Source organism: Paraburkholderia lebeckiae, assembly GCF_014201005.1.
In the GTDB taxonomy this organism is placed as follows: Bacteria; Pseudomonadota; Gammaproteobacteria; order Burkholderiales; family Burkholderiaceae; genus Paraburkholderia; species Paraburkholderia tuberum.
Genome location: NZ_JACHDK010000004.1, coordinates 145,261 through 167,557 on the forward strand (window position 1 = coordinate 145,261; position 22,297 = coordinate 167,557).

Below are 22,297 nucleotides of genomic sequence, written 5' to 3' on the forward strand. Positions count from 1 at the left end.
TCCGCGCATCCTGAACCAGGGAAGAACGTTGGGTTGATGCATGAAGCAGCACCATAGGAAGTTGCAAATACCCGTCGCTTTTAAACCCATGCTTTCTACGGGCATCGACTGGCCGGACGTCACGCGAAATCGCCCCAACTGACGAATGGACCCTCTCACTCAACCATGCGCGCGATGCGCTGACCTTTACGGCGTCGCGCGCTGAATCTCCACACCGGGACTCGAGCTCGATACCCATCGAGCCGCTAAAAGATAAAACCGGTGTTCACGAACTTCGAGTGATGATTCGTGACCATCGTATCGAGCAGCGTCCTGTTCAGATCGGTCTCCCTGGCCGCGACCATGGAGCGGATCGAGAACGCGCGCAACGCATCGGTGACCGATAGCGTACCTTCCGCAGAATCCTTGCGGCCGGCAAACGGAAAGACGTCTGGGCCTCGCTGGCACTGGCTGTTGAGATTGACGCGGCACACCTGATTGACGAGCGGGTCGACCAGCGAGCCAATTTGGGCAGCGTCGGTGCCGAAAATGCTGACCTGCTGACCGTGGTCCGAAGTGATGACATACTCGAGTGGTGTATCAATGTCATCGAACGGCACGACTGGGATGATCGGTCCGAACTGCTCCTCACGATAGAGCATCATCCCTTCCTTGACGGGGTACACCACGGCCGGATAGAAAAGAGTTTTGCAGAACACGCCTCCACCTTCGTTCACGACCGCCGCGCCTTTCGCTTTCGCATCGTCAATTGCCTGGGTCATGTAGGCCGTGCGATGCATGCCCGGCAGCGGTGTAATGGACACACCCTGTTCCCACGGCATGCCCACCTTGAGATTTTTGAGCGCTGCGTTAAAGCGCTGAAGAAACGTATCGACGATCGAACGGTGGACCATCAATATCTTGAGCGCTGTGCACCGTTGACCATTGAACGACAGCGTTCCGAGCAGACATTCCTTCACGGCGAGGTCTATGTCGGCGTCAGCCAACACAATCGCGGCGTTTTTTGCGTCAAGGCCGAGAACGGCGCGTAGCCGATGCGACTTTGGGTGCTGTTTTTTCAGGTGGTCTGCAACCTTGCTTGAGCCGATCAGAGCAAGCACGTCGATCTTTCCTGAGGCGAGCATGTGTGGCACCACCACCGCACCCGGTGCATAAATCGTGTTGACGACGCCTTTCGGGAAAGCAGAGCGGAAAGCCTCGAGCAGTGGAAAGAACAGCAGCGTGCCATATTGGGGTGGCTTGAACACGACGGTGTTGCCCATCAGCAATGCGGGAATGAGCGTCGCGAACGTTTCGTTCAGCGGATAGTTGTAAGGCCCCATGCACAGTACGACGCCCAGCGGGGTGCGGCGAATCTGGCCGATGGTGCCCTCGGCGATGACAAAGCGCGAGTTGTTATTGTCTAGCTCCTTGAGCGCCGAGATAGTGTCATGCATATAGCTGATGGTGCGGTCGAACTCCTTCTGCGAATCGGCAAGGCTCTTGCCGATTTCCCACATGATCAGATTCACAATCTCATGGCGCCTGGCCGCCATGAGACGAATGAAGTCTTGCATGCAGCCGATGCGCTGCGCGACTGTCATCGTTGGCCATTCACCGCGGCCGTGATCGTAGGCTCGCACGGCTGCGTTCAGTGCGGCATCGCTCTCGACCTCGCCCATGACCGGATAACTGCCAATTACGACCTGTTCAGCGTCGCCGGAGGCTTGTCGCACGCAAACTGGGGACTGCACGTTCTTGCAGGCGCCATCCCATGCCTTCAATTCTCCATCGACGAGCGAGACGCGCTGATGAATCGGCTCCGCGAGGCGGGCGGTCTCGGGAATATCGTCGATGACTGGAAACAACTGCCAGAGGTTCTCGAAGTCAATATTTGCCACGTTTCGCTCCTATGTTCGTGCAGTACGCGGTGGACCGCCAGGTGTTGGGCATTGCTCGAACGCAATCAATGCGACCGTGCCTACCCGCTGGTGACGTAACGGTACCTGTCGGACCGATCATTGGGTCGTGCGCAAGACACAGAGAGAAGCATAGCTAATGGCAGAGAACAGAGTTGAAGACGAACCGTGTTCAACGCCTGATGAACGGTGAAGTCGGTTCCGACAGTGATATCACGCGGCGCGGCGCGGCACCGCCGAGCTTGCGGGCGAGCTTAGTCAGCAGTTGCGGAAATGTCCTCGTAACCGGGTTCGATTAGATTCGTCATCGTGGTCTGCAGTTCGACCAACGGCGTAGCGGTCACTGCGATCGCTACCCCGTCGGATTTCGGAAGCAGTCCGGCGAATGCCGCGATCCCCGTCCCGCATGCTGTTAGGAGTAGGGTGGCAGCAAGTACGGCTGCACTGCCGCGCAGCGCTTGCTTGGGAGCGAAGTCCGCAAAACATTGCATCATGGCTATCTCCGGTTGACGCGGTTTCTGTATGCAAAGGCCGTGCCGACGGAGGGGCTGTCAGGCAAGTGTGCCGCTAACCGGCTGTGTAGGCGTTGAGTGCTCGCGTGACAGTGGCGACGGGGACTCGGTGGTGGGACTCACCCTACACCTTGACCGGGCTGCGACGGTCCGAAACCAACATTTCGCTGCGGAGAATTGGGCCCGCATTTTCCTGAACATTGCCCGGCAAGCGTTCAGGGATTGTCCTGTGCCAATCGCTTGAACAATCCTATGTGCGAGGCAGTGAGGAACCCGGCGATAGTTCACTTGCTGCGAAGTCCACGTGACACTTCTGCGGCGTGCGCACCGATATACTGTTTCCTCCTACCGAACAGCTGTACTAACATCGAGTAACTGGCAAGCATCGATTTGAATGCCGTTCACCGGGCTCTTCAATTCGGAGGTCTTCCGGGACAGTCGCAGCAGGACCCAGATGACGACAACCCACCGCCAGTGCGTCGCTGAACTTGCCAAGGGATAATCTCCGATGCTCTCGGGCCTATCGAAACTGCTGGACAAAGCATTTATCCTCGGCTTCTTTTTGCCGGCCCTGCTTGGCTTTACAGGCTTTCTCGCGGCAAACGCCGATATCCCGGCATTTTGCGATTTGCTACACAAAGTGACCTCGGACAGCGACAAGGTTGGAAGTTTGTTCTCTTTCCTCCTAATCGTATGGGTCCTATCGCTGATCCTGTTGGTATTGAACAACTGGTTTTATCAGGTCCTCGAAGGATACAAATGGCCATTCAATCGCGAGGCCTGGAAGCGCGATGAGCGAAATCGCCGCAATCGTCAGCTGGACCTCATAGAACGCCTCCGTACGGAACTCGCTACAGAGAACAGTACAATCGAGCGGCTTAAAGCCTCAAAGGAATCGTTGGAATACCGAAAGGCTGAATCGAACCGGGCCACCGTAAGGGCGAGGCTGTACCGCAACCAGGAGCGGAACGCCCGTGATTTCCCCCGGTATGAAAATCTCGTTCTTCCTACGGCCTTTGGGAACACGTTGCGTGCATTCGAGGGTTACTCGAGCGAAGTCTATAAGGTTGACAGCATATTCGTATGGCCGCGTCTTCTTGCAGTCATCCCAAAGGACTATCAGGCAATCATTGCGGATTCGAGAGCTCCAGTTGACTTTCTGGTCGGACTCGTCGTTCTGGGTACCTTTACGTCCATCTTTACCTTTGTGCGAGCGATTGATATCTGGCTTGCGGACGGACTGGCCGGTAATTACCTGTTGGCGGATCTTTTTCTGAACGCTGCGATTGCGGCCGCCATTGCGGCAATTGCGTATCGGCTTGCGATTCTAGCGGCAAGAAGCTGGGGCGACGTCGTCAAATCAGCGTTTGACCTTTATCTGCCGGCACTCGCTGAGAAGTTAGGTTTTGTTCTCCCGACGTCCCAGGCCGCACAGCGGGAGTTCTGGGCGGCATGGAGCACGCAGTTCCGCTTCCATGCACCGGCAAATACCGCATGGTGGACACGTATGAAGCCGGTGACGCCAGCAGCAACGACGAAGGCGGATTGGGAGGCGACAGACTCGGCAGGCGAAACTGACGAGGCGCGCGGAGGTTGACCGTCGAATCCGCGATTCGTGTCCAGCAGAGCTTTTGTTTGCGGACTGACAGCGACAGCGACCAGAGGCAATTGCGCTGCGTCTTATCCGACCTGGAGTTACGTGCATCATGACGCCACAGTTCGATACCGATTTACGGACCAGACTGGTCAGGGTATATGGTCACGTGCAGGGGGTAGGTTACCGGCAGGCTTGCATCAACGAGGCCACGGCTCGAGGCATCACGGGTTGGGTGCGCAACCGGATGGACGGTTCGGTCGAGGCTGTGTTGCAAGGACACGCTGAAGAACTCGAGCGAATCTGTCATTGGCTGGTTGACGGTGCCCATGCAGGTCTGGTGGACCGTCTGGAAGTCCAGGAACTATCGCCACCAGTAGCCAGGTTCGATGAATTCAGGCTCGCCGCGACGGTCTAGTTGAGTTGAGTCAATCCGCTCCCCTAAGGCTTGAGCGCGGAAGCCAGAACGCAGCTCATCGGAAGCCGCAGGTCCCCAGTATCGCTGCGATACGCCTCCGCGTCGTGTGCGACGGCCCGTTCAATAGACGCTAGCGCGGCCGGCGTCTGCGCGTGTAGCAACGCGGAAACCCGCACGCCACCACGAAGGAGTGCATGAAAAGGTGTAGTGGGAGCACGAAGCACGAGCGTGAGGTCCAACTCCCGCACCTCCGGTTGGACGAATCCGGCATCGAGCAACATGCGCTTCGATTCCTCCCAATCGCTGAATCGGAAGAAGGGTGGTCCCGGCGGGACGGGTACGTCGGTCGTCCCGTGCTCCTCGATCGCCTTCAACACCATGCCGAAGCCAACCGCCTTGTTCGGTGTCGCCCATACGGTGAAGGCGATTCTGCCGTCAGGTTGCAGTACACGAAACGCCTCCGCGAGTGCGCGCTCGGGGTGCGGAAAGTGCAACACTCCGAAGCTGATTCCCACTGCCGAGAAGCTTGCGTCGGGAAACGGCAAATCCTCCGCGTCGCCGACGCGGAACTCAAGTGCCGGAAAGACGCGTCTCGCCTTGTCGACCATCGCGACCGAGAAATCCACGCCGGCCACATCCGCGCCGCTGCGCGCGGCGGCGGCCGCGAGGTAGCCCGGGCCGCAGGCGACGTCGAGAAAACGGGCTCCCCGCCGAATGCAGAGGGTTTCGAGCATGGCCTGGTTCGACTGGGCGGTCAGATCACCAAAATACTCATGATAGGCCTGCGCGACCCGCTCCCAACCTTCGTGCTCGAAGGTACTGAAGTCGAGTTGTCCCATGCTTACCCCCACCGGTTTTACACGTTGGCAACCTTTAGCGCATGCCTATGTTCCTCGTAATCCGTATGTCTGGCTATCGGGGAAACAATCCAGGCCGGCGACAGAGAAGCCGAACGAATGTGTGGTGCGACGCACAACCAACGTCGTCTAAAGCCGCCAGACTTTCGCGCTCGTCGGCGCTGGCTGACGCACCCCCACGAACCAATACGCCTGCTTTCTCTCTGGCGCTTCGCATTTCAGCGCCAGGTCGCGAATCGCCTCACTTGCGTTAGACTGGCTCGAGCAACCGGGAGGAGACCTGGATGATACGCAAGACGCTTAATGCCTCGCAGCTTCAGCAGGAGGTCAGTCGGCGAATCCATCGACTGCAGGAAATCGTCGAGGATGGCGTGAAGATTCGCGTGCCGCGGCCGCAATTGCAAGAGGCTGACAAGACAGGCTGCAACTGGAACATGACCCACTTCGGTAACGCGATCGGCTTCGAGCGCGACATCGAGGGCGTACTCAAGGCCATGCGTGCGGAATACAACCTCAGTACCGAAGTGAAGGACACCGGCAACCCGTTCGGGGACTAGTCGCGAAAGTTACAACCAGCGCGGGTCGCGCGTGAACGCCATCGTCAGCCAGCGGTCCGGGCCCGATTCGCCGATTGCGCGCGAGATCCTGTCGCGGATCTGATCGAGTTGGCGGACGCCGGCGTGCTCCATCGCCGCGGGCACACGATATGCACCTCGACGAACAGGCCGCGGCCGCCGCGCGTCGCATAGTGCGAGTGCTTGACGAAGCCGTAGTCGGCGGTCAGTTGTTGCATCAGGTCAAGCAGCTCGCGCTCCAGATCCGGCGGCGTGATCAGCAACACTTCCTTGACCACGCCGATCACGGTTCCGATCGGCATCGGAATCAGGACGAGCGTCAGCAGTGCGAGCACGCCGGGGTCGATGTACGGTGTCAGGTGGCCGTGCCCGATTCGTTCGAGCAGCCATGCAATCGAAAACGCCAGCAACAGCGCCGCGCTGACGGACGCCGACATCAGCCAGCCCTTGATGTCGAGCCCTATCAGTTCGGAGTCGATCGCCCGATTCACGCGCCGTTCCCCTGTTGGATTTCCGGGTCTACACGATCGCGCTGCGCAAGATGCCCGAGTTTCTCGACGTGTTTGACAGGCTCGCCATGCCAATCCTGCTCGAGACGCTTGGACATCCGCTCGGCAGAGTAAGCCGGTGCCGCGGCCGAAGCGGGCTCCATCGAGGAGCCCGCGTGCTTCATGAATAGAGGAGCCGGCTCAGGTCTGGTTGCCCCACAGATCGTCAATCGCGCGGATTGCTAGCAAGTATCCGTTTGCGCCAGCCCCGCAAATTACCGCCGTAGCCGCCACCGAAATCGTCGAGTGACGATATTCCTCCGAGCGTCGGTGGATGTTGGTGATATGCAATTCCACTACTGGTCGGCGGATGAGCTTGACTGCGTCGAGCACCGGAATCCGACCGAATGAAAAGCCGGCTGGATTGATGATCAGCGCGGCGTCCTGCAAGAACGCTTCCTGGATCCAGTCGATCAACTCGCTTTCGCTGTTCGTTTGTCGGAATACGCAGTCGAACTCGAGGGCGTCGGCCAGCGCGAGGCAGTTCTGTTCGATGTCCTTCAGCGTAGTGCTTCCATAAAGATGAGGCTCCCGCGCGCCCAGCATGTTCAGGTTGGAGCCATTGAGGATGTAGAGTTTGCGAGTCATGGTGTCAGTGTGTAGAAGAGCGTTCCAGGGCCGTGTCTTTGGTTTCCCGGGATATTGCGATCATCAGGAAGGAGATCAGGTTCAGCGAGCCGCAGACCGCTACGATGGCCCAAGGGGAACCGTTAAAGGCATTGAGCAGCGCCACGGCGACGATGGGCATCGGGCCGCCGGTGAGCAGGTTGGCTCCCGAGTACGACAGTGCGGACCCCGTGTAGCGCGCCTCGGTCGGAAACGACTCGGCGAACCACACCGGCTGGATGCCGCTCTGGAACTGTGTGAAGCCGAGGAAGGCGCCCATCACGGCCATCGTCATGGCGATCGAGTTCTGGTTGAGAATCGGAAAGTAGATCAGGCAGCAGATCAGCGTGCAGAACGAGCCGATCATCAGCGCACGTTTACGTCCGATCCGATCGCTCAAATAACCGCCCGCCAGCGCTCCCGCGATGGCACAGACATTCGCAACCATCAGCAGCATGAAACCGGTCTGCTTTGGTACGCCGAGGTGTTTCGTCAGATAGCTGAGCGAGAAAACCACGATCAGATAAAACAGTGCGGCCGGGCCACAGAAGAACAGCGTCAGGCGAAGCGCGGTGCGCCAGTGATATTTGAAAACGGTGCCTAGCGGATTGGCAGCGCGTGTGGGCGAGCCACTCTTCCTGAGCGCCTCGAAGGCGGGTGTCTCGCTAACCTTCCTGCGGATGTAGATGCCCAGCAGCACCAGCACAAAGCTTGCGAGGAACGGGACTCGCCATCCCCAGGAGTCGAAGTCGTCCGATGAAAGCACCGCGGCCAGTGTAAAGAGCGAGAAGTTGGCGAGAATCTGGCTGAGTGGCGAGCAGATGCCAAGCAGGCCCGAATACAAACCGCGTCGGTTAGCAGGTGCATGCTCGACCGCCATCAGTTGCGCGCCCGTCGACTCGCCGCCAAGCGCGAATCCCTGGATGATGCGCAGTGTCACCAGCAACGTCGGCGCGAAGATGCCAACCTGGTGGTAAGTGGGCAACAGCCCCATCAGGAACGATGAAGCTCCCATTACCGACACGGTGATAAGCATCAGCTTGCGGCGTCCCCAACGGTCCCCGAGCATCCCGCAGATCACCGCGCCTAGCGGGCGGGCGGCCAGCCCTGCCCAGAAACTAGCCAGCGACGCGAGCAGCGAGGCGGTCGGGTCCAGCGATGGGAAAAACAGCTTTGGAAAGATCGTGGCCGCGACCACACCATACAGCGCGAAGTCGAACCATTCGAGCGCCGTTCCGACGGTTGCGCCTGCCACCGCCCGACGCGCCATCAAATGAGCCTGCGCGGACTGTTGTTCCGCGGCAAGGCCTGAATCAGCAAAAAATGACATGTTGTCTCCTGAATTCTTCATATGTCGAACCGTTCGTTTCTGGCGACGAACAAGTGCTATTGTTTGCGCTCAGAAAGCGAGGCGTTCCGCACCGGAACTGCATTGCACATAATGAAAATCACGCGAAATGTCGCTCAAAAACGGCCTGAGAATTCTTGATTTCCTGGCGACGCAAGCCGAAGGCGCGGGTCTTCTGGCGATTGCCGACGCTTTGTCCCTGCCCCGCAGCACGTGCCACCGCGTGCTCGCCGAGCTCATCGAAGGCGGCTATGTCAGGCAACTGGTCGATCACAGCCGCTACATTCTGACAATGCGTATGACGTCGAACGGGCTGGAATTCCTGAGCCTGACGGGCATCGCGGATATCGCCCAGCCGATCATCGAACGCGTCGCTGCGCAGACAGGTGAACTGGCGCGGCTGTCGTTGGTGGACGGCGAAGCAATCATCTGGGTGGGGAAGGCGGACGGACAGCGCATCGGCTTTCGCTACGATCCTGACATGGGCCAGGCAGCACGACTTTCATGCACGTCGACCGGACACGCATGGCTGATGACAATGACTGACGAACAGGCGGCGACACTGGTTTTGAAGCAGGGTTTTGGACAGCCCAATGAGTTTGGACCCAATGCGCCGACGACGCTCAAGGCGCTGCTGGGCTTCCTGCACGCTGCGCGCGTGCGTGGCTACGCGATGATCGACGAGGTGTTTGCCCCGCGCATGTCAGCGGTGGCGGTGCCCGTGGTGAGCGGCTCGCGTTGCGTCGGCGTCATCAGTTTGGCCGGTCCGCGGGTGCGGCTGACGACCGAGAAGATTCACGAGTACTCGATTCCGCTGCGCGAGGCGGCGAATGAACTGGCCCAGCTGAGCAATATGGCGGGATTCCCGAGTCGGCCGCCGCTCGGCAAGGGATGACGAGACACAAGTGTAAAGCCATCCGACCGGCGAACTTCGTCCGCTTCGCGCCGAACTGCGGTCTCCGATACGTTGGCGCAGATGACCGAACGTTTTCCTGTCGGATGCGCAACTAACGGTCGGGCGCCATGCTGCCATCACACTCGGGCTTCGCCCCAAAACGCGCTGACAAAGGCGGCCACGACGACTTGCCGTCGCTGCGTTATGTCTGGTTGGCACCGGGGTAACCACTCGAGTCCATCGGCGATCGTGCGCACGAGCGCCCATTCGCCCTCGCTGAACGCGTGTGATGTATCCAGCACGCTGGCGCCGCTGGCCTCCCGCACCTTGACGCCGGCAAACGGATTGGCGAGCACATAGTGCTGCTCGATCAGCCAGCGGAACAGCGCGCCCCAGAACCGACAGCGCATGCGCCACCGAGCGCGCCGACAGGCTACCGTTGAACGGCCGCCAGTCATGCCTCTGCGTGCGCTTCTCCGCCTGCATTGGCACGCATTACACAGCAGGAAAATTTCGCACCTTATACCCGCTTTCCCTGTCAAAAGATAAGGCCGCCCGAACCGCCGTTCAGGGCGCCGGGCACGTCCGCGCCAACCGGCACGGGTTGTGCACGTGATCTCCTGCACGCATTCGAGATCTGAAGAACAAGGAGGGCGGTCATGACCACGACTGCCAGTTTTCACATCGGGTATACGCAATATCTCGGTCCCGAAAGCGAGCCCGTGCAGCCATTGCCGGCCTTTGCGCAGGAACCTGAGGCGCTGATTTCCCTCTATCGTGCGATGGTGCTGACCCGCGCATTCGATACCAAAGCAGTTGCGCTGCAGCGCACTGGCAAACTCGGCACGTTCGCATCGTCGGTGGGGCAGGAGGCGATCGGTGTGGGCGTCGCGAGCGCGATGCAAGCCGATGACGTGCTGTTCCCTTCGTATCGCGATCATGCGGCGCAATTGCTGCGCGGCGTCACGATGACGGAAAGCCTGCTGTATTGGGGCGGTGACGAACGCGGCAGCGAGTTCAGCGTGCCGCGACTCGACTTTCCGAATTGCGTCCCCATTGGCACGCAGGTGTGCCATGCCGCCGGTGCGGCCTACGCGTTCAAGCTGCGCGGCGAGCCGCGCGTCGCCGTGACGATCTTCGGCGATGGCGGCACGTCGAGGGGCGACTTCTACGAAGCGATGAACATGGCGGGCGTCTGGCAGGCACCGCTCGTGCTCGTCGTCAACAACAACCAGTGGGCGATCTCGGTGCCGCGCAGCACGCAGAGCGCGGCGCAGACGCTCGCGCAGAAGGCAATCGCGGCGGGCATCGACGGCTTGCAGGTCGACGGCAATGATGTCATTGCCGTGCATCAGGTGATGCATGCGGCGCTCGCGAAAGCGCGGCGAGGCGACGGCCCGACGCTGATCGAAGCGCTCAGCTATCGACTCGGCGATCACACCACCGCCGACGATGCAACGCGCTATCGCGACTCGGATGAGGTTCAGAAGCAATGGGACTACGAGCCGCTGCTGCGTTTGCGCAAGTATCTGATGCGGATAAACGTCTGGGACAAGGCGCAGGACGAGCAACTCGGCCGCGCGTGTCACGCGCAGGTCGAAGCAGCCGTCGAAGCGTATCTCGCCGTGCCGCCGCCGGATACATCCGCGATGTTCGATCACTTGTACGAGACCCTGCCGCATGCAATGCGTGAGCAACTGGAAAGCGCGCAGCGATTCGCGCCGATAGCGGGCAATGGTCGGCATGGTCGGAACGGAGGCAACGACCATGGCTGATCTGAACATGATCGATGCGCTCAATCTGGCGCTCGCGTACGAACTCGAACACGATCCCGCCGTCGTGCTGCTCGGCGAGGACATCGGCGTGAATGGCGGCGTGTTTCGCGCGACGGTCGGCCTGCAGGCGCGCTTCGGTGCGCAACGCGTGCTCGATACGCCGCTCGCCGAAACAGCGATCGCGGGCACCGCAATCGGCATGGCGGCGATGGGACTGAAGCCCGTCGCCGAGATCCAGTTCAGCGGGTTTATGTATCCGACGATCGATCACGTGCTCAATCATGCGTCGCGTTTGCGGCACCGGACGCGCGGACGCCTCACCTGTCCGCTCGTGATCCGCGCGCCGTGCGGCGCAGGCATCCATGCACCCGAGCATCACTCCGAAAACCCCGAAGCCCTGTTCGCGCACATTCCCGGCTTGCGCGTTGTCACGCCTTCGTCGCCGGCGCGCGCGTACGGGTTGTTGCTGGCCGCGATTCGCGATCCCGACCCGGTGATCTTCTTCGAGCCGACGCGCCTCTATCGGCTGTTCAGGCAGACAGTGGAAGACAACGGCGAAGGGCTGCCGCTCGACACCTGCTTTACGCTGCGCGACGGCTCGGATGTGACGCTGGTGTGCTGGGGCGGAGCCGTGCAGGACGCACAAGGCGCCGCCGATCTGCTCGCGCAGGAAGGCGTGATGGTCGAAGTGATCGACGTCGCGACGCTCAAGCCGATCGACATGAACACGATCCTGGCGTCGGTGGCGAAGACGGGCCGCTGCGTGATCGTGCACGAGGGCTCGCGCACTGGCGGCATCGGCGCGGAGATCGTCGCCAACATCGCCGAGCGCGGACTTTATTCGCTGCTCGCACCTGTGCAGCGCGTAACCGGCTACGACGTCGTGGTGCCCCTATACCGGCTCGAGAATCAATACATGCCAGGTGCCTCGCGCATCGTCGCCGCGGTGAGGCAAGCTATGGAGGCGTCATAAAGCCATGAAAATCTTCAAACTGCCCGACCTGGGCGAAGGCTTGCAGGAAGCGGAGATCGTCGAATGGCATGTGAACGATGGCGATGAAGTGCGCGCGGATCAACCGTTGCTGTCGGTCGAAACGGCGAAGGCGATCGTCGATATTCCGTCGCCGCAATCCGGCCGCATCACGAAGCTGTTCGGACGGACGGGCGATATCGTGCATCTGGGCGCGCCGCTTGTCGCGTTCGAAGGCGAGGGCGACGATGCAGACGCGGGCACTGTCGTCGGCCATATGGAAGTTGGCCAGCATATCGTGCAGGAAGCGCCTGGGTCGCTTGGCACGGGCGGCGGCGTCGGCGCCGGCGGCGGTGTGATCAAGGCGATTCCGGCGGCGCGCGCGCTTGCGCGCAAGCTGGATGTCGATCTCTCGATGGTGACGCCGTCCGGCCCGGAAGGCGTCATCACGGCGGCTGACGTGCAGCGCGTCGCGAAGATACTTGGCGAAGTCGGCCCGCCCGAAGTGCTGCGCGGCGTGCGGCGTGCGATGGCGCACAACATGGCGCGCGCGCAAAGCGAAGTGGCCGCCGCGACCGTGATCGACGATGCCGACATTCACGCGTGGCCGCCGCACACCGACGTGACGATCCGTCTGATCCGCGCGCTGGTCGCGGGCTGCCGCGCTGAGCCGGCACTGAACGCATGGTTCGACGGACATACGGGGCGGCGCCACGTACTGGAGAAGATCGATCTCGGCATTGCCGTCGATCTATCCGATGGGCTTTTCGTGCCGGTGCTGCGCGACGTCGCGCATCGCGATGCGGCGGATCTGCGCGGTGGTCTCGACCGGATGCGCGCCGATATCCGCGCGCGCAAGATTCCGCCGGAAGAAATGCGCGGCAACACGATCACGCTGTCGAACTTCGGGATGATTTCGGGGAAGTACGCAGCGCCCATCGTCGTGCCGCCGACTGTCGCGATCCTCGGCGCGGGGCGCATCCATGAACAGGTAGTCGCGGCAGACGGCGTGCCTGCCGTGCACCGGATCTTGCCGCTCAGCCTGACGTTCGATCACCGCGTCGTGACAGGCGGCGAAGCGGCGCGCTTCCTGGCGGCGACGATCGCGGATCTGCAGAACGCGTGGTAGCCGCCAGTCCCATCAATGCATGGGTCCTGGCAGCGACACGCGCGCATCATGCGTCGCCCTTGCGATGGGCAGCAGTCAATGGTCGTCGCGCCAATATGGGTCGAATTTCTCCGCATTCATGATTGCAGAAGACCATCTGGCGTGTGCTCAGCGTGATTTGCCAGCATGGCATCGATAAGAGCGCGAGCCTCGCGGTCGATGCACATGAGTCACCGGCGACGTGTTGTTTACGTGTCCTTCTACTTAACGACCACGAGACGCGATATGTCAGTGCGATTCCATCGGACAAACGGGCCGTTCGCGGCTCCATGTGCGCTTCGATAACGAATCCGCTATAACGCCCGACAACGTGATGTTTCGTTGATTGACTTCACCATTTTTTCGAGCAATGGTCTCCGCCGCCCGGAAGTGCAGAGCGCCAATTCTTTCATGAAGGGCTGAATCGTTCGGGTGGATGTAGCCCACGGCGAAGGCATGGTCGTACCAGTCGCTGAGCCACGCGCGCAGCTTGCCGAACGTCAGGCAGCCAGGCGGCCTATCCCCATTTCCGGACGGCGCTGGCCCGGCGGAAAAACGTGCCATGTGCCGTCGCCATGGCGAAAGAAGAGGAGTGAAAACGTCCCGGTCGGCCGATCGATTTGAATGCGGACGCGACATGTTCCACCCGAGCGGGAGCGACCCAGCAGACGCACGCACGCCCCGCGGCCCCGCGTCGGGCCAACGAGTTTTTCGACCTCAGAACGCAGTGATCTGTTGCCCGCGATGATTTTCCCTTCGATAGACGATGAATCGATGCTATGGAGATCGGTGCGTGCGTCCAATCGGCGCCGGAGGAATGTCGTCCCAGGAAATGCTGGTTTCAGCCGTCAGGACTTCCTGAATCAGAACCAGCATGCAGAACGGCATTTAAGGCAATGCTTATGTGGAATGCAGGGAAATTCGCGGCGTTCTATATGTCGCGGCTATGATATAGATCTTGATAAAGCCGGATTGATCGAACATGACAGACTCTGTATTGAAAGATGTCGAAGCCCCTGTGCGGGAAAGTGACAACAGCCTTGTGTGGTCGGACGCACGGCTACTCGGCTTCACGCCGATGGATGACGTGCATAAGGAATTCTATGAAGTCGCGCTACGGCTCGTGACCTGCACCGATGCGAGCGCCCTTGCCGCAATCGACGAATTCGAAAAACACGCCGTCAGCCATTTCGAGCAGGAAGACGAATGGATGCGCACGACAAACTTTCCCCCGCGCGACTGCCACATCGAAGAGCACGAAGCCGTGCTGAATTCAGTCCGAGACGTTAAAGCCGCGGTCGAAGCAGGGCAGGCCGGTTGCGCGCTGGTGCATGACATCGGCATGCATCTGTACAACTGGTTTCCGGGACACGCCGACTACCTGGATTCGGCGCTTGCTGCATGGATGACGAAACAGACGATGGGTGGAAAGCCTGTTGTCTTAAGACGGACGATTTGAAGAAAAAGCTGCAGGGATTTCTCTCTGCAGGCCTTCAGCTCTCCGAGCGTTGATGCTTCGCGCGATCGGAATTCTTGCTGACCTGCGGCTTCCGTCAACGCATCGTCGCTACCTTCCTTCAGCGAAATATTCCGGGTTTCGCGTCCCTTGACCCACCAGATCGCGGCGGCAACCGGACCGGGCAGCGCAAGCGCCAGCAGTAGGAGAATGGTGCGGAAGGTGCGCCCGTCGTGCTGAAGGCACTCGTCAGCAGTAGCGGCGTAACCATTGCGCCCACTCGACCGAAAGCAACGGACACGCCCAAACCCGAGGCGCGCAACCGCGTCGGCAGGATTTCAGCGGAAACCACGGAAGCCGAGATATAGCCCCGCGCGCTCGCCAAGAAGTAAATTACGCCTTTTTCACGTAGGAGTTACACCACCCTTTTGCGTCGACCAGCTTGCCTCCGTAGATCGGACACGGACCATTCGTGGAACCGGGTTTACCTTGATACAGCTGGCAATTGGCGCAGGTCTGCCCTGTCTGGTACCGAGGGAATTTCGTCTTGTCGACCTTCGATGCGTCCGTCTTGTATCCAAGGGCCTGTGCGGTCGGATCGTTTTCGGCCAGCACAGGCGCGTCCGCGTTTGACTTTGTCGAGAGAACCGTCGTTGAGGCAACGGATGCGGCAAGTATCATGAAATGACGGCGAGAGAGCGACACGATCGAAACTCCTTTCGAGACACAATCAGACGGTGACAAAGTGACAGTGAACCGGTCAATCGCAAACCGCCTCGTCATAACATGAGCAATCGGCATACCTTTCGATTGTCGAACACCAGTTTCGCGGCCGGCCTGTTGGGTGAAATATCACATGCGATATATTGAAAGCCGAGGCATGACCGAGCCACGGAGGGTCGATCGTGGAACTGGATGTGACGCAGAAGCTGATCGGTACGAGGGGCACGATATGAAGATGGCCTTGCGCGGCCCGCTGTCGTTGTGAGCTGGACCAAAGCGAAGTCCGGAGAGCTCCAGAAGCGGCCCAGGGTCTCGCGCCGAGTTTTCGGCTGTGAGACCGCGCTCGCTTGAGTGCGCTGTGCCGCGTTACTCTCGTGTCATCCGTCTACCGGCGAACGCATGTCATTGCTGCTTGAGGTGCAGATCGTTGCTCACGGATTGCACCCCCGGCACGCCGTGGGTCACCGCAAGTGCTTTCAGAATCTGTGCCTCTGAATCCACATATCCCGACAGCTGCACGACGCCTCGATACGTTGCCACGCTCATCGGTAACGATCGTAGCGCGGGGTCCGCGACAAGCGCCTGCTTCACCCGGCGGGCGAGCGCAGCGTCGTCAGTGGCGATTGCGCCCGGCGCGGTCGCGGATGGTGTCGCCGTCGCCGTCGCCGTCGACTTACAGCCGTTGGTGAACACGAACGCGGGCAACGCGAACATCGCGACGATCAGCAACCGGCCTTTGATGTATGGCGCGTTTCGCATGTCGGGTATGACATCCAAATTCGTTCATTCGTACATTCACTTCGTCTAAACGAAGCGGTCCGGCTTGCAGGCGAGCTGCCGGGTTGTGGCGACTTCGCCTTCGCGTTGTTCCTTTGGCGTTAGCTGTGCGTTGCCTGAGTTGGACTGCATACACGAATCTTGCCGTCCACATTGCCGAGTATACGGCGTCGGGCGGCACAGCACGGCGTGCGACGCTTCACAACGCGACTACGCAGAGCGCGGCGAACATCATCGCGTCTCGCACCTCCGTGAAAACCTCCATTGCCACCGCCGGCGCTTTGACGATTTGACCATGCATCCCCAAAGGTGGCGGTTATTCGACGTCGAAGAGCAATAAATGCCGGCGTTGAAACCACGCCAATCCTGGCTGCAGGCATTCCAATCGACGTCCTTCGCGATGGTCATGGCGACATTCTGGATTCCTCCGCTTGCCGCGCTTTTTATCGAGAAGCACGTGATCATCGGCGAGCCAGTTCGTTATACGGCGGGTGAATGGTCCGTCGTCTTTCCACTCGGCATGTACTCCGCGGCGACCTGCCTGTACGCTGAGGCCACCCAGCTTCACTTTCAAATCAGCTCTGGCTCGAAGCTCTTGGAACGTCGCCTTCGTTGAACACTACGAGACCAGAGAACGCGAAAATTATGTTGAGCATGTTCGCGCATCGGGCGTCGCGGAACACACAGAAAGCCTGACCTTCTGCAACGGGACGCCGGGTGCTTTCCATAATCTCAAAGTTTGCATGATCGGCCGAAGCGGTCATCTGCTCGGCTCGTGAATCGCGCTGTACGAATGGTCGGTTTCGCGCAAAGCCGATGGTCATCGTCAAGCCGCCTCTGCCACTGGTCCTTGCGCAGCGCCCTGGGGCAACGTCCCAGGTATAACGGTCATCCATGCGGGCGCCCCGATCTGAGCGACGCTCAGAACGCGTGGCGCATGCCCAGCATAACCGCGGTCGTCCCCATGCCTGGCGCCACCGGCTGGCCATAGGTAATCGATTGGGTCATATTTCCGTGATTGTTGACCCAACCCACCTGCCCATAAACCAGCGAGGTTTTGGACAGGCTGTATTCGGCGCCACCAGCGACCTCAAGCGATGTGTTCTTCGAGTTGTTGCGGTCCTTGAGGTAATAGATCCCGCTGGTCACCTTCACCGCCGGCGAGACCTGATAGCCGAGACCGCCCGAATACAGGTCGAGGCTCGTACCGCCGAACGGATTCGCTGCATTCTTCGTCGCGGGGTTAGCGCCATTGCTATACGACGCGGACATCGAGATGCCATTGAGCGTCGTATATTTCGCACCCAGATACCAGAAGCGGTTGTTCCGAAGACCTGTGGCGATGCTCGTCGGCCCAGGGTTGGTGTCATGTCCGCTGTAGTACACGGCCGAGAGATTGAGACCATAGTTCGAGTACTTCAGCACCGCCGACTCACGCGTGCCGCCCTGAAAGCTGCCCGCCACACCGCCTGGCGCATATTCAAGCAAGCCCGACACGCCGTGAAATTTCGGTGACTCATAGACGATCGCATTGCTGTCGTACAGCGCGCCGATCGGCCCGTTGGTGCTGGTACCCTGCCAGCCTGCCGCAGTATTCATGCCGATCCACGCGGTCAGGATGCTGCCGAAGTAATTCGCCGAGCGGACGTCGGTTTCAGCCATTGCATAGGCCATCGGCACGATCTGCCGACCCGCGTTGATGGAGCCGAACGGGCTGGACACGCCGACAGTCGCCACCTGGTTGAAGATCGCGGTGGCACCCGCCGTATCGGCAAGACCCGGCTTGCCGGTGCCGCTGTCGAAGGAACCTTGCAGCTTGAAGTTGACGTAATAGCCCCCGCCAATGTCTTCGGTGCCCCTCATGCCCCAGATACTCGAATAGATACCGCCATCCTTGTAGCGATAGACCGCCCCGAGGTTCTTCGCCGCCGGACTGAACGAGGCCGCAGCGGTGCTTTGATATAACAGCCCCGAATCGACGACGCCGTACAGCGTCACCGACGATTGCGCATAAGTGGTGCTTCCCATTGCAGCGAGCGTGGCCGCTGCGATCCAGTTCAACTTCATTGCGTCTCCAGTTTTATTGCTTTAAAAGGCCCGTAACGACTTGCATCGACACCCAACACAACAGAGGCTGCCTGCCCACTCATGAAAGCAGCAGATAGTCCTGAAACGCATCACGCAGCTGGTTCTTCAACACCTTGCCGGTGGCACCAAGCGGCACCGCATCGACAAACACGACTGCGTCCGGGGTCCACCATTTCGCGATTTTTCCTTCGAAGAACGCCAGCAGTTCTTCTGCGCTCACTTGTGCCTCAGGCCGCTTCACGGCGAGCAGCAGCGGCCGCTCGTCCCACTTCGGATGCTTTGCCGCAATGCAGGCCGCACTCGCTATGGCGGGGTGCGCTACTGCGATGTTCTCGATTTCGATCGAGCTGATCCACTCGCCGCCCGACTTGATCACGTCCTTGCTGCGATCGGTGATCTGCATGAAGCCGTCAGCGTCGATGGTCGCGACATCGCCAGTCGGAAACCAGCCGTGAGTATCGGCATCGATCCGCAACGGGTTTCCGCCTTCATTCCGGAAGTAGTTGCGCACCACCCATGGACCGCGCACCAGCAGTTCGCCCGAAGTCACGCCATCCCACGGCAGTTCGTGACCGTCTGCGCCGACAATTTTCATATCGACGCCAAACACGGCACGCCCCTGTTTCGATTGCACAGCGCAGCGCTCTTCGGGGTTCATCGCCAGGTGTCTGGCTTTCATCGCGCCGACCGTCCCGAGCGGACTCAGTTCAGTCATGCCCCACGCGTGCAATACCTCGACGTCATAGTCATCCTGAAACTTGCGCAGCATCGTGGATGGACAGGCTGCGCCGCCAATAACGGTGCGCTTCATGGTCGAGAATTTCAGGCCGCCCTGTTCGAGATGGGTCAGCAGGCCTTGCCATACCGTTGGCACACCGGCTGAAAATGTCACCCCCTCGGATTCGATAAGCTCGTACAGCGATCCGCCGTCCAGGCCGGGACCGGGGAATACCAGTTTGGCCCCGACCATGCACGCGATGTACGGGATGCCCCATGCATTGACATGGAACATAGGCACGACCGGCAGAATCACGTCGCGCGCCGAGCAGTTCAGCGCGTCCGGCAGGGCTGCGGCATAGGTATGCAGCAGCGCGGAGCGATGGGAGTACAGCACGCCCTTCGGGTTTCCCGTCGTGCCCGACGTGTAGCACAGCGTGCAGGCGGTATCCTCGTCGAAGTTCGGCCACTCGTATGCGGCAGAACTCCGCTCGAGCAGATCCTCGTAGCACAGCAGGTTGACGATGTCAGTATCCCGCGGCATATGTGCGAGGTCGGTCATCGCGATGAACGCCTTGACCGTCTTGCAGCGACCGGCAATGGCCTTGACCAGGGGCAGGAACGTCAGGTCGAAGAACAGATACTGGTCCTCCGCATGGTCGACGATGTAGGCGATCTGGTCCACGTGCAGGCGCGGATTGATCGTATGCATCACCGCTCCCATGCCGGATATGCCGTAGTAAAGCTCCATGTGGCGATAACCGTTCCATGCCAGCGTGCCGATGCGGTCAGACGCCTTGACGCCGAGACGGGTGAGCGCGTTGGCCATCTGCCGGGCGCGGCGGTGACAGTCGCGGAAGGTGTAGCGATGGATGTCACCCTCTACCCGGCGCGACACGATTTCCGTACCGCCATGGTGACGATCGGCATGCACGATCAGCGAGGAAATCAACAACCGTTTTTGAAGCATCAAACCGTTCATTTCGTCAGTCCATTCTCTAGAAGAGGGGCGCAGGACGTCCCCGCCCGCGACACCTTTGCGCTTCCACGGCATTCAAGCAATTCAGCAAGGTCGGCCTTTTGCAGATCGTTCATCTGTTCCCAGAGGCCTATCTCGATGGGCGTTCTCCAGCATCCTTGTCAGAACTTATTGTTCTGGTCCATCCTGCAAATATTGATGCAGGGATTTCCAACGGCTTCGCGTGGAGTCATGCGGCGCTTGCGGTCAAATCACTGCGCCGCCGTTCGGGCTGATTACCTGGCCGACGAGGTAGTGATCGCCGGCGAGGTAGGTCACCATCGACGCGTACTCCTCCATCGTCCCAAGGCGTCCAGCCGGGCACACTTGCCAGAACTGGTTGCGCTTTTCCTCGCCGGCGGCTTCGAAGTACTTCGTGAACTCGGGAGTGGCCACGCCTCCCGGCGCCATCGCATTGACGAAAATGTTGGCACCAGCCACTTCGGCCGCAACCGACTTCGTGAAGGCGACCACCGCGCCTTTGGTCGCGCTGTAGTGCGGGCTATGCGCGCTCATCGCAGAGATACCGGCAATCGACGCGATGTTGACGATTTTGCCGTCGCGCTGCGGCTCCATCAGCTTGAGCGCCTCGCGCGTGCAATAGAACAGGCCGTGCACATTGACGTCCCAGTATCGATGCCACTCTTCATCGCTGATGTTGCTGGTGAAACCCAGCGACTGGCGCGGCACCGGCGTGGTCAGATACGCGTAATGCCTGTTGCGGCGCTCGGTATCGACTGGTCTCGCGGGCACGAGCGCAGCGTTGTTGACCAGGATGTGCAGCGTGCCGAAGCGCTCGGCGATGGCGGCGAACAGACTGGCGACTTCGCTGCTGGACGACACGTCGCAGCGCCGCGCAAGACACTGTGCACCAGCTGCTTCCACTGCCGCGCGCGTGTGTTCCAGTGCCGGCGTGTCGATATCGCAGATGGCGACTCGCGCACCTGCGCGGGCCAGGTCGACGGCGATCGCACCGCCCATGCCGCGACCGGCACCGGTGACGAGGGCCACACGCCCTTCCAGATTCTGACGTTGGTTTTGCATCTTGATTACCTCGCAGGTTGTATGTTTTCCATCGCAGCCGCGCGTTGCCGGCCTGTGGCGCGTGCCGCGAGTGCGAAGAACAGGGCTGAGCTGATCGCCAGCACGTCGGTGGCGATCAGCACGCCAGTCAGAGGAGCGGTTGCCCCAGCCTCGATGAAATGGTCGGCGACCATGCCGACAACCACGTTGCCAATGGCGAACGCGAAGACATTGATCGACAGCATCGTGAAACCGAAGACCGTCGAGCGCATTTTCTGCGGCGCCATGCTCGTGATGGCAGCAGCAGCCGGGCCATATACCGCCAGCGGCAGGAAGAATCCGGCGCACATGCCGATGTAGAACAGCGGTGAACCGGCCGGCACGAAACGGTACGCCAGCATCATCGGCGCGCAGACGACGACGAGCAGCGCCATGAAACTCGCGCGTCCTCCCCGCAATTTCGCAGCAAGGCGATCGGCCATGACACCGCCCACTAGCGCGCCAAGCGTGCCGAACGCCAGTTGCAGCGCGCCGATCCGGGTCGCAATCCCGGCTGCGTTCATGCCACGCTCGTTGACCAGCCACAACTGCGTGAACGAGAAGCTGGCAAACACCAGGTGGACCAGCACGAAGCCGACGATCGTGAAACACAGTGCGCGATCGCTGCCGACGGTACGCATCACCGCGAGCGCCTGCGGCACGAAGGGCGCGCCGCGCTCCTGCGGTGCTAGCTTGCTGCGGTCTTCCTTCAGAAGTCCCAGCGGCAACGCGATGGCAATGCCGAGGATGCCCAGCACATAGAACGTGGTCCGCCAGCCATGCGTGGCGCCGAAGCTGCCGGCAAGCAGGAAGCTGCAGCCGACACCCAGAGGAATTCCCATGAAGAACAGCCCCATGGCGGTACCGCGCCGCTTCTCGGAGAAGAGTTCAGTCAGCAGGGCCGCGGCAGCAGGTACCAGTGCCGCCTCGCCGCTGGCCACGAAAAAGCGCGCGATCGCCAGTTGCTCGAAGGTCTGGGCGTGGCCCGAGGCCAGCGTGCACGCGCTCCAAATCAGCACGCCGGCGGCGATGACCCGTGGACGGCTGAAGCGGTCCGCAAGGGAACCCATCACCATCGCCATCACGCCGAAGCTCATCACCCATACTGCACCGACCAGAAAGCCGTATTGCGCATTGCTGAGCGCCAGATCCTTGACAATCTGCGGCGAGAAACCGAGCAGCATATTGCGATCGATGTGCGCCAGCAGGTGAATCACCATGAGCGACACCAGAACTGCAGGGGGGCTTTTCTTCCAGAACATCATCTGTCTCCGTGCCTGAGGGATTCACTGCAAGCGAGGCGGAATGCGATA

23 protein-coding genes and 2 pseudogenes are annotated in these 22,297 nt (G+C 60.4%); 11 read left to right on the forward strand and 14 right to left on the reverse strand.

Annotated features, from left to right (window positions below; genetic code table 11):
• Positions 1-245: 245 nt before the first annotated feature.
• On the reverse strand, positions 246-1,880 hold the full coding sequence (locus HDG39_RS09805; protein ID WP_311666710.1) for an NADP-dependent glyceraldehyde-3-phosphate dehydrogenase: 1,635 nt from the start codon (positions 1,878-1,880) through the stop codon (positions 246-248).
• A 1,038-nt stretch (positions 1,881-2,918) separates the two neighbouring features.
• On the opposite strand from HDG39_RS09805, the gene HDG39_RS09810 reads away from it, so the two are divergent.
• Both HDG39_RS09810 and HDG39_RS09815 read left to right on the forward strand, forming a co-directional pair.
• Complete coding sequence (locus HDG39_RS09810; protein WP_184005450.1) at positions 2,919-4,007, forward strand: hypothetical protein; 1,089 nt, start codon at positions 2,919-2,921, stop codon at positions 4,005-4,007.
• Positions 4,008-4,116: 109 nt separating this feature from the next.
• Positions 4,117-4,422 carry an acylphosphatase gene (locus HDG39_RS09815; RefSeq protein ID WP_184005452.1) on the forward strand — a complete coding sequence of 102 codons (306 nt, stop codon included), beginning with the start codon at positions 4,117-4,119 and terminating at the stop codon, positions 4,420-4,422.
• Between the two features lie 23 nt (positions 4,423-4,445).
• Here the strand turns inward: HDG39_RS09815 and HDG39_RS09820 are convergent, their stop codons facing one another.
• A complete protein-coding gene (locus HDG39_RS09820; RefSeq protein ID WP_184005454.1) occupies positions 4,446-5,261 on the reverse strand; it encodes a class I SAM-dependent methyltransferase in 816 nt (271 codons plus the stop codon).
• A gap of 302 nt (positions 5,262-5,563) precedes the next feature.
• Between HDG39_RS09820 and HDG39_RS09825 the strand changes: the two genes are divergently transcribed.
• Positions 5,564-5,836 (forward strand): hypothetical protein, encoded by a 273-nt coding sequence (locus HDG39_RS09825; RefSeq protein ID WP_184005456.1) that lies wholly within the window; start codon positions 5,564-5,566, stop codon positions 5,834-5,836.
• Positions 5,837-5,880: 44 nt separating this feature from the next.
• On the opposite strand, the gene HDG39_RS09830 is transcribed toward HDG39_RS09825, so the two are convergent.
• A complete protein-coding gene (locus HDG39_RS09830; RefSeq protein ID WP_260327660.1) occupies positions 5,881-6,345 on the reverse strand; it encodes a hypothetical protein in 465 nt (154 codons plus the stop codon).
• Positions 6,346-6,356: 11 nt separating this feature from the next.
• Between HDG39_RS09830 and HDG39_RS35005 the strand changes: the two are divergent.
• Positions 6,357-6,470 (forward strand): annotated as a pseudogene (locus HDG39_RS35005) (NIPSNAP family protein); the annotation flags it as partial.
• Between the two features lie 73 nt (positions 6,471-6,543).
• On the opposite strand, the gene HDG39_RS09840 reads toward HDG39_RS35005, so the two are convergent.
• The gene (locus HDG39_RS09840) at positions 6,544-6,990 is read right to left on the reverse strand and encodes a type II 3-dehydroquinate dehydratase (protein ID WP_090810774.1); all 447 of its coding nucleotides are present in this window, start codon (positions 6,988-6,990) and stop codon (positions 6,544-6,546) included.
• Between the two features lie 4 nt (positions 6,991-6,994).
• Entirely contained in the window at positions 6,995-8,338 is a 1,344-nt protein-coding gene (locus tag HDG39_RS09845; RefSeq protein WP_409259187.1) for an MFS transporter, read from the reverse strand.
• A 127-nt stretch (positions 8,339-8,465) separates the two neighbouring features.
• On the opposite strand from HDG39_RS09845, the gene HDG39_RS09850 reads away from it, so the two are divergent.
• The gene (locus HDG39_RS09850) at positions 8,466-9,251 is read left to right on the forward strand and encodes an IclR family transcriptional regulator (RefSeq protein WP_184005458.1); all 786 of its coding nucleotides are present in this window, start codon (positions 8,466-8,468) and stop codon (positions 9,249-9,251) included.
• A 227-nt stretch (positions 9,252-9,478) separates the two neighbouring features.
• On the opposite strand, the pseudogene HDG39_RS09855 reads toward HDG39_RS09850, so the two are convergent.
• Positions 9,479-9,707, reverse strand: a pseudogene (locus tag HDG39_RS09855) (integrase); the annotation flags it as partial.
• A 203-nt stretch (positions 9,708-9,910) separates the two neighbouring features.
• Between HDG39_RS09855 and pdhA the strand changes: the two are divergent.
• Genes pdhA through HDG39_RS09870 form a run of 3 tightly spaced genes read left to right on the forward strand, consistent with a single transcriptional unit; the run spans position 9,911 to position 13,125 of the window.
• Positions 9,911-11,026, forward strand: a complete 1,116-nt coding sequence (pdhA, locus tag HDG39_RS09860) for a pyruvate dehydrogenase (acetyl-transferring) E1 component subunit alpha (RefSeq protein WP_184005460.1) — start codon at positions 9,911-9,913, stop codon at positions 11,024-11,026.
• A complete protein-coding gene (locus HDG39_RS09865; protein WP_184005462.1) occupies positions 11,019-11,999 on the forward strand; it encodes an alpha-ketoacid dehydrogenase subunit beta in 981 nt (326 codons plus the stop codon). Before pdhA ends, HDG39_RS09865 begins: the two co-directional genes overlap by 8 nt.
• A 4-nt stretch (positions 12,000-12,003) precedes the next feature.
• On the forward strand, positions 12,004-13,125 hold the full coding sequence (locus HDG39_RS09870) for a dihydrolipoamide acetyltransferase family protein (protein ID WP_184005464.1): 1,122 nt from the start codon (positions 12,004-12,006) through the stop codon (positions 13,123-13,125).
• A 267-nt stretch (positions 13,126-13,392) separates the two neighbouring features.
• Here HDG39_RS09870 and HDG39_RS09875 read toward each other — a convergent pair whose 3' ends face one another.
• Both HDG39_RS09875 and HDG39_RS35010 read right to left on the reverse strand, forming a co-directional pair.
• On the reverse strand, positions 13,393-13,707 hold the full coding sequence (locus HDG39_RS09875; protein ID WP_184005935.1) for a hypothetical protein: 315 nt from the start codon (positions 13,705-13,707) through the stop codon (positions 13,393-13,395).
• Positions 13,644-13,889, reverse strand: coding sequence for a hypothetical protein (locus tag HDG39_RS35010; RefSeq protein ID WP_311666791.1), 246 nt, complete (start codon positions 13,887-13,889; stop codon positions 13,644-13,646). The genes HDG39_RS09875 and HDG39_RS35010 overlap by 64 nt, the downstream gene beginning before the upstream one ends.
• Before the next feature lie 236 nt (positions 13,890-14,125).
• Between HDG39_RS35010 and HDG39_RS09880 the strand changes: the two genes are divergently transcribed.
• Positions 14,126-14,602 carry a bacteriohemerythrin gene (locus HDG39_RS09880; RefSeq protein WP_184005466.1) on the forward strand — a complete coding sequence of 159 codons (477 nt, stop codon included), beginning with the start codon at positions 14,126-14,128 and terminating at the stop codon, positions 14,600-14,602.
• A gap of 390 nt (positions 14,603-14,992) precedes the next feature.
• Here HDG39_RS09880 and HDG39_RS09885 read toward each other — a convergent pair whose 3' ends face one another.
• Together HDG39_RS09885 and HDG39_RS09890 are read right to left on the reverse strand one after the other, a co-directional pair.
• Complete coding sequence (locus tag HDG39_RS09885; RefSeq protein ID WP_184005468.1) at positions 14,993-15,304, reverse strand: high-potential iron-sulfur protein; 312 nt, start codon at positions 15,302-15,304, stop codon at positions 14,993-14,995.
• A 420-nt stretch (positions 15,305-15,724) separates the two neighbouring features.
• Entirely contained in the window at positions 15,725-16,081 is a 357-nt protein-coding gene (locus tag HDG39_RS09890; protein WP_184005470.1) for a BON domain-containing protein, read from the reverse strand.
• A gap of 358 nt (positions 16,082-16,439) precedes the next feature.
• Here HDG39_RS09890 and HDG39_RS09895 point away from each other — a divergent pair, with 358 nt between their 5' ends.
• Entirely contained in the window at positions 16,440-16,715 is a 276-nt protein-coding gene (locus tag HDG39_RS09895) for an SLAC1 family transporter (RefSeq protein WP_184005472.1), read from the forward strand.
• A gap of 305 nt (positions 16,716-17,020) precedes the next feature.
• On the opposite strand, the gene HDG39_RS09900 is transcribed toward HDG39_RS09895, so the two are convergent.
• Both HDG39_RS09900 and HDG39_RS09905 read right to left on the reverse strand, forming a co-directional pair.
• Positions 17,021-18,166 carry a porin gene (locus HDG39_RS09900; protein WP_184005474.1) on the reverse strand — a complete coding sequence of 382 codons (1,146 nt, stop codon included), beginning with the start codon at positions 18,164-18,166 and terminating at the stop codon, positions 17,021-17,023.
• 79 nt (positions 18,167-18,245) lie between these two features.
• A complete protein-coding gene (locus HDG39_RS09905) occupies positions 18,246-19,886 on the reverse strand; it encodes a 3-(methylthio)propionyl-CoA ligase (RefSeq protein WP_184005476.1) in 1,641 nt (546 codons plus the stop codon).
• A gap of 98 nt (positions 19,887-19,984) precedes the next feature.
• Between HDG39_RS09905 and HDG39_RS09915 the strand changes: the two genes are divergently transcribed.
• On the forward strand, positions 19,985-20,158 hold the full coding sequence (locus tag HDG39_RS09915) for a hypothetical protein (protein WP_162634037.1): 174 nt from the start codon (positions 19,985-19,987) through the stop codon (positions 20,156-20,158).
• Here HDG39_RS09915 and HDG39_RS09920 read toward each other — a convergent pair.
• Both HDG39_RS09920 and HDG39_RS09925 read right to left on the reverse strand, forming a co-directional pair.
• Positions 20,130-20,966 carry an SDR family NAD(P)-dependent oxidoreductase gene (locus HDG39_RS09920; RefSeq protein WP_184005478.1) on the reverse strand — a complete coding sequence of 279 codons (837 nt, stop codon included), beginning with the start codon at positions 20,964-20,966 and terminating at the stop codon, positions 20,130-20,132. The genes HDG39_RS09915 and HDG39_RS09920 overlap by 29 nt on opposite strands.
• Before the next feature lie 5 nt (positions 20,967-20,971).
• On the reverse strand, positions 20,972-22,249 hold the full coding sequence (locus tag HDG39_RS09925) for an MFS transporter (protein WP_260327663.1): 1,278 nt from the start codon (positions 22,247-22,249) through the stop codon (positions 20,972-20,974).
• Positions 22,250-22,297 lie beyond the last annotated feature (48 nt).

Bases quoted from the DNA above. Each gene is read 5' to 3' on its own strand.
- HDG39_RS09895 (WP_184005472.1), top strand. From the start codon at position 16,440: ATGCCGGCGTTGAAACCACGCCAATCCTGGCTGCAGGCATTCCAATCG.
- HDG39_RS09900 (WP_184005474.1), bottom strand. From the start codon at position 18,166: ATGAAGTTGAACTGGATCGCAGCGGCCACGCTCGCTGCAATGGGAAGC.
- HDG39_RS09850 (WP_184005458.1), top strand. From the start codon at position 8,466: ATGTCGCTCAAAAACGGCCTGAGAATTCTTGATTTCCTGGCGACGCAA.
- HDG39_RS09825 (WP_184005456.1), top strand. From the start codon at position 5,564: ATGATACGCAAGACGCTTAATGCCTCGCAGCTTCAGCAGGAGGTCAGT.
- HDG39_RS09820 (WP_184005454.1), bottom strand. From the start codon at position 5,261: ATGGGACAACTCGACTTCAGTACCTTCGAGCACGAAGGTTGGGAGCGG.
- HDG39_RS09870 (WP_184005464.1), top strand. From the start codon at position 12,004: ATGAAAATCTTCAAACTGCCCGACCTGGGCGAAGGCTTGCAGGAAGCG.
- HDG39_RS09845 (WP_409259187.1), bottom strand. From the start codon at position 8,338: ATGTCATTTTTTGCTGATTCAGGCCTTGCCGCGGAACAACAGTCCGCG.
- HDG39_RS09880 (WP_184005466.1), top strand. From the start codon at position 14,126: ATGACAGACTCTGTATTGAAAGATGTCGAAGCCCCTGTGCGGGAAAGT.
- pdhA (WP_184005460.1), top strand. From the start codon at position 9,911: ATGACCACGACTGCCAGTTTTCACATCGGGTATACGCAATATCTCGGT.
- HDG39_RS09875 (WP_184005935.1), bottom strand. From the start codon at position 13,707: ATGGCACGTTTTTCCGCCGGGCCAGCGCCGTCCGGAAATGGGGATAGG.
- HDG39_RS09905 (WP_184005476.1), bottom strand. From the start codon at position 19,886: ATGAACGGTTTGATGCTTCAAAAACGGTTGTTGATTTCCTCGCTGATC.
- HDG39_RS09865 (WP_184005462.1), top strand. From the start codon at position 11,019: ATGGCTGATCTGAACATGATCGATGCGCTCAATCTGGCGCTCGCGTAC.
- HDG39_RS09815 (WP_184005452.1), top strand. From the start codon at position 4,117: ATGACGCCACAGTTCGATACCGATTTACGGACCAGACTGGTCAGGGTA.
- HDG39_RS09890 (WP_184005470.1), bottom strand. From the start codon at position 16,081: ATGCGAAACGCGCCATACATCAAAGGCCGGTTGCTGATCGTCGCGATG.
- HDG39_RS09840 (WP_090810774.1), bottom strand. From the start codon at position 6,990: ATGACTCGCAAACTCTACATCCTCAATGGCTCCAACCTGAACATGCTG.
- HDG39_RS09920 (WP_184005478.1), bottom strand. From the start codon at position 20,966: ATGCAAAACCAACGTCAGAATCTGGAAGGGCGTGTGGCCCTCGTCACC.
- HDG39_RS09925 (WP_260327663.1), bottom strand. From the start codon at position 22,249: ATGATGTTCTGGAAGAAAAGCCCCCCTGCAGTTCTGGTGTCGCTCATG.
- HDG39_RS09810 (WP_184005450.1), top strand. From the start codon at position 2,919: ATGCTCTCGGGCCTATCGAAACTGCTGGACAAAGCATTTATCCTCGGC.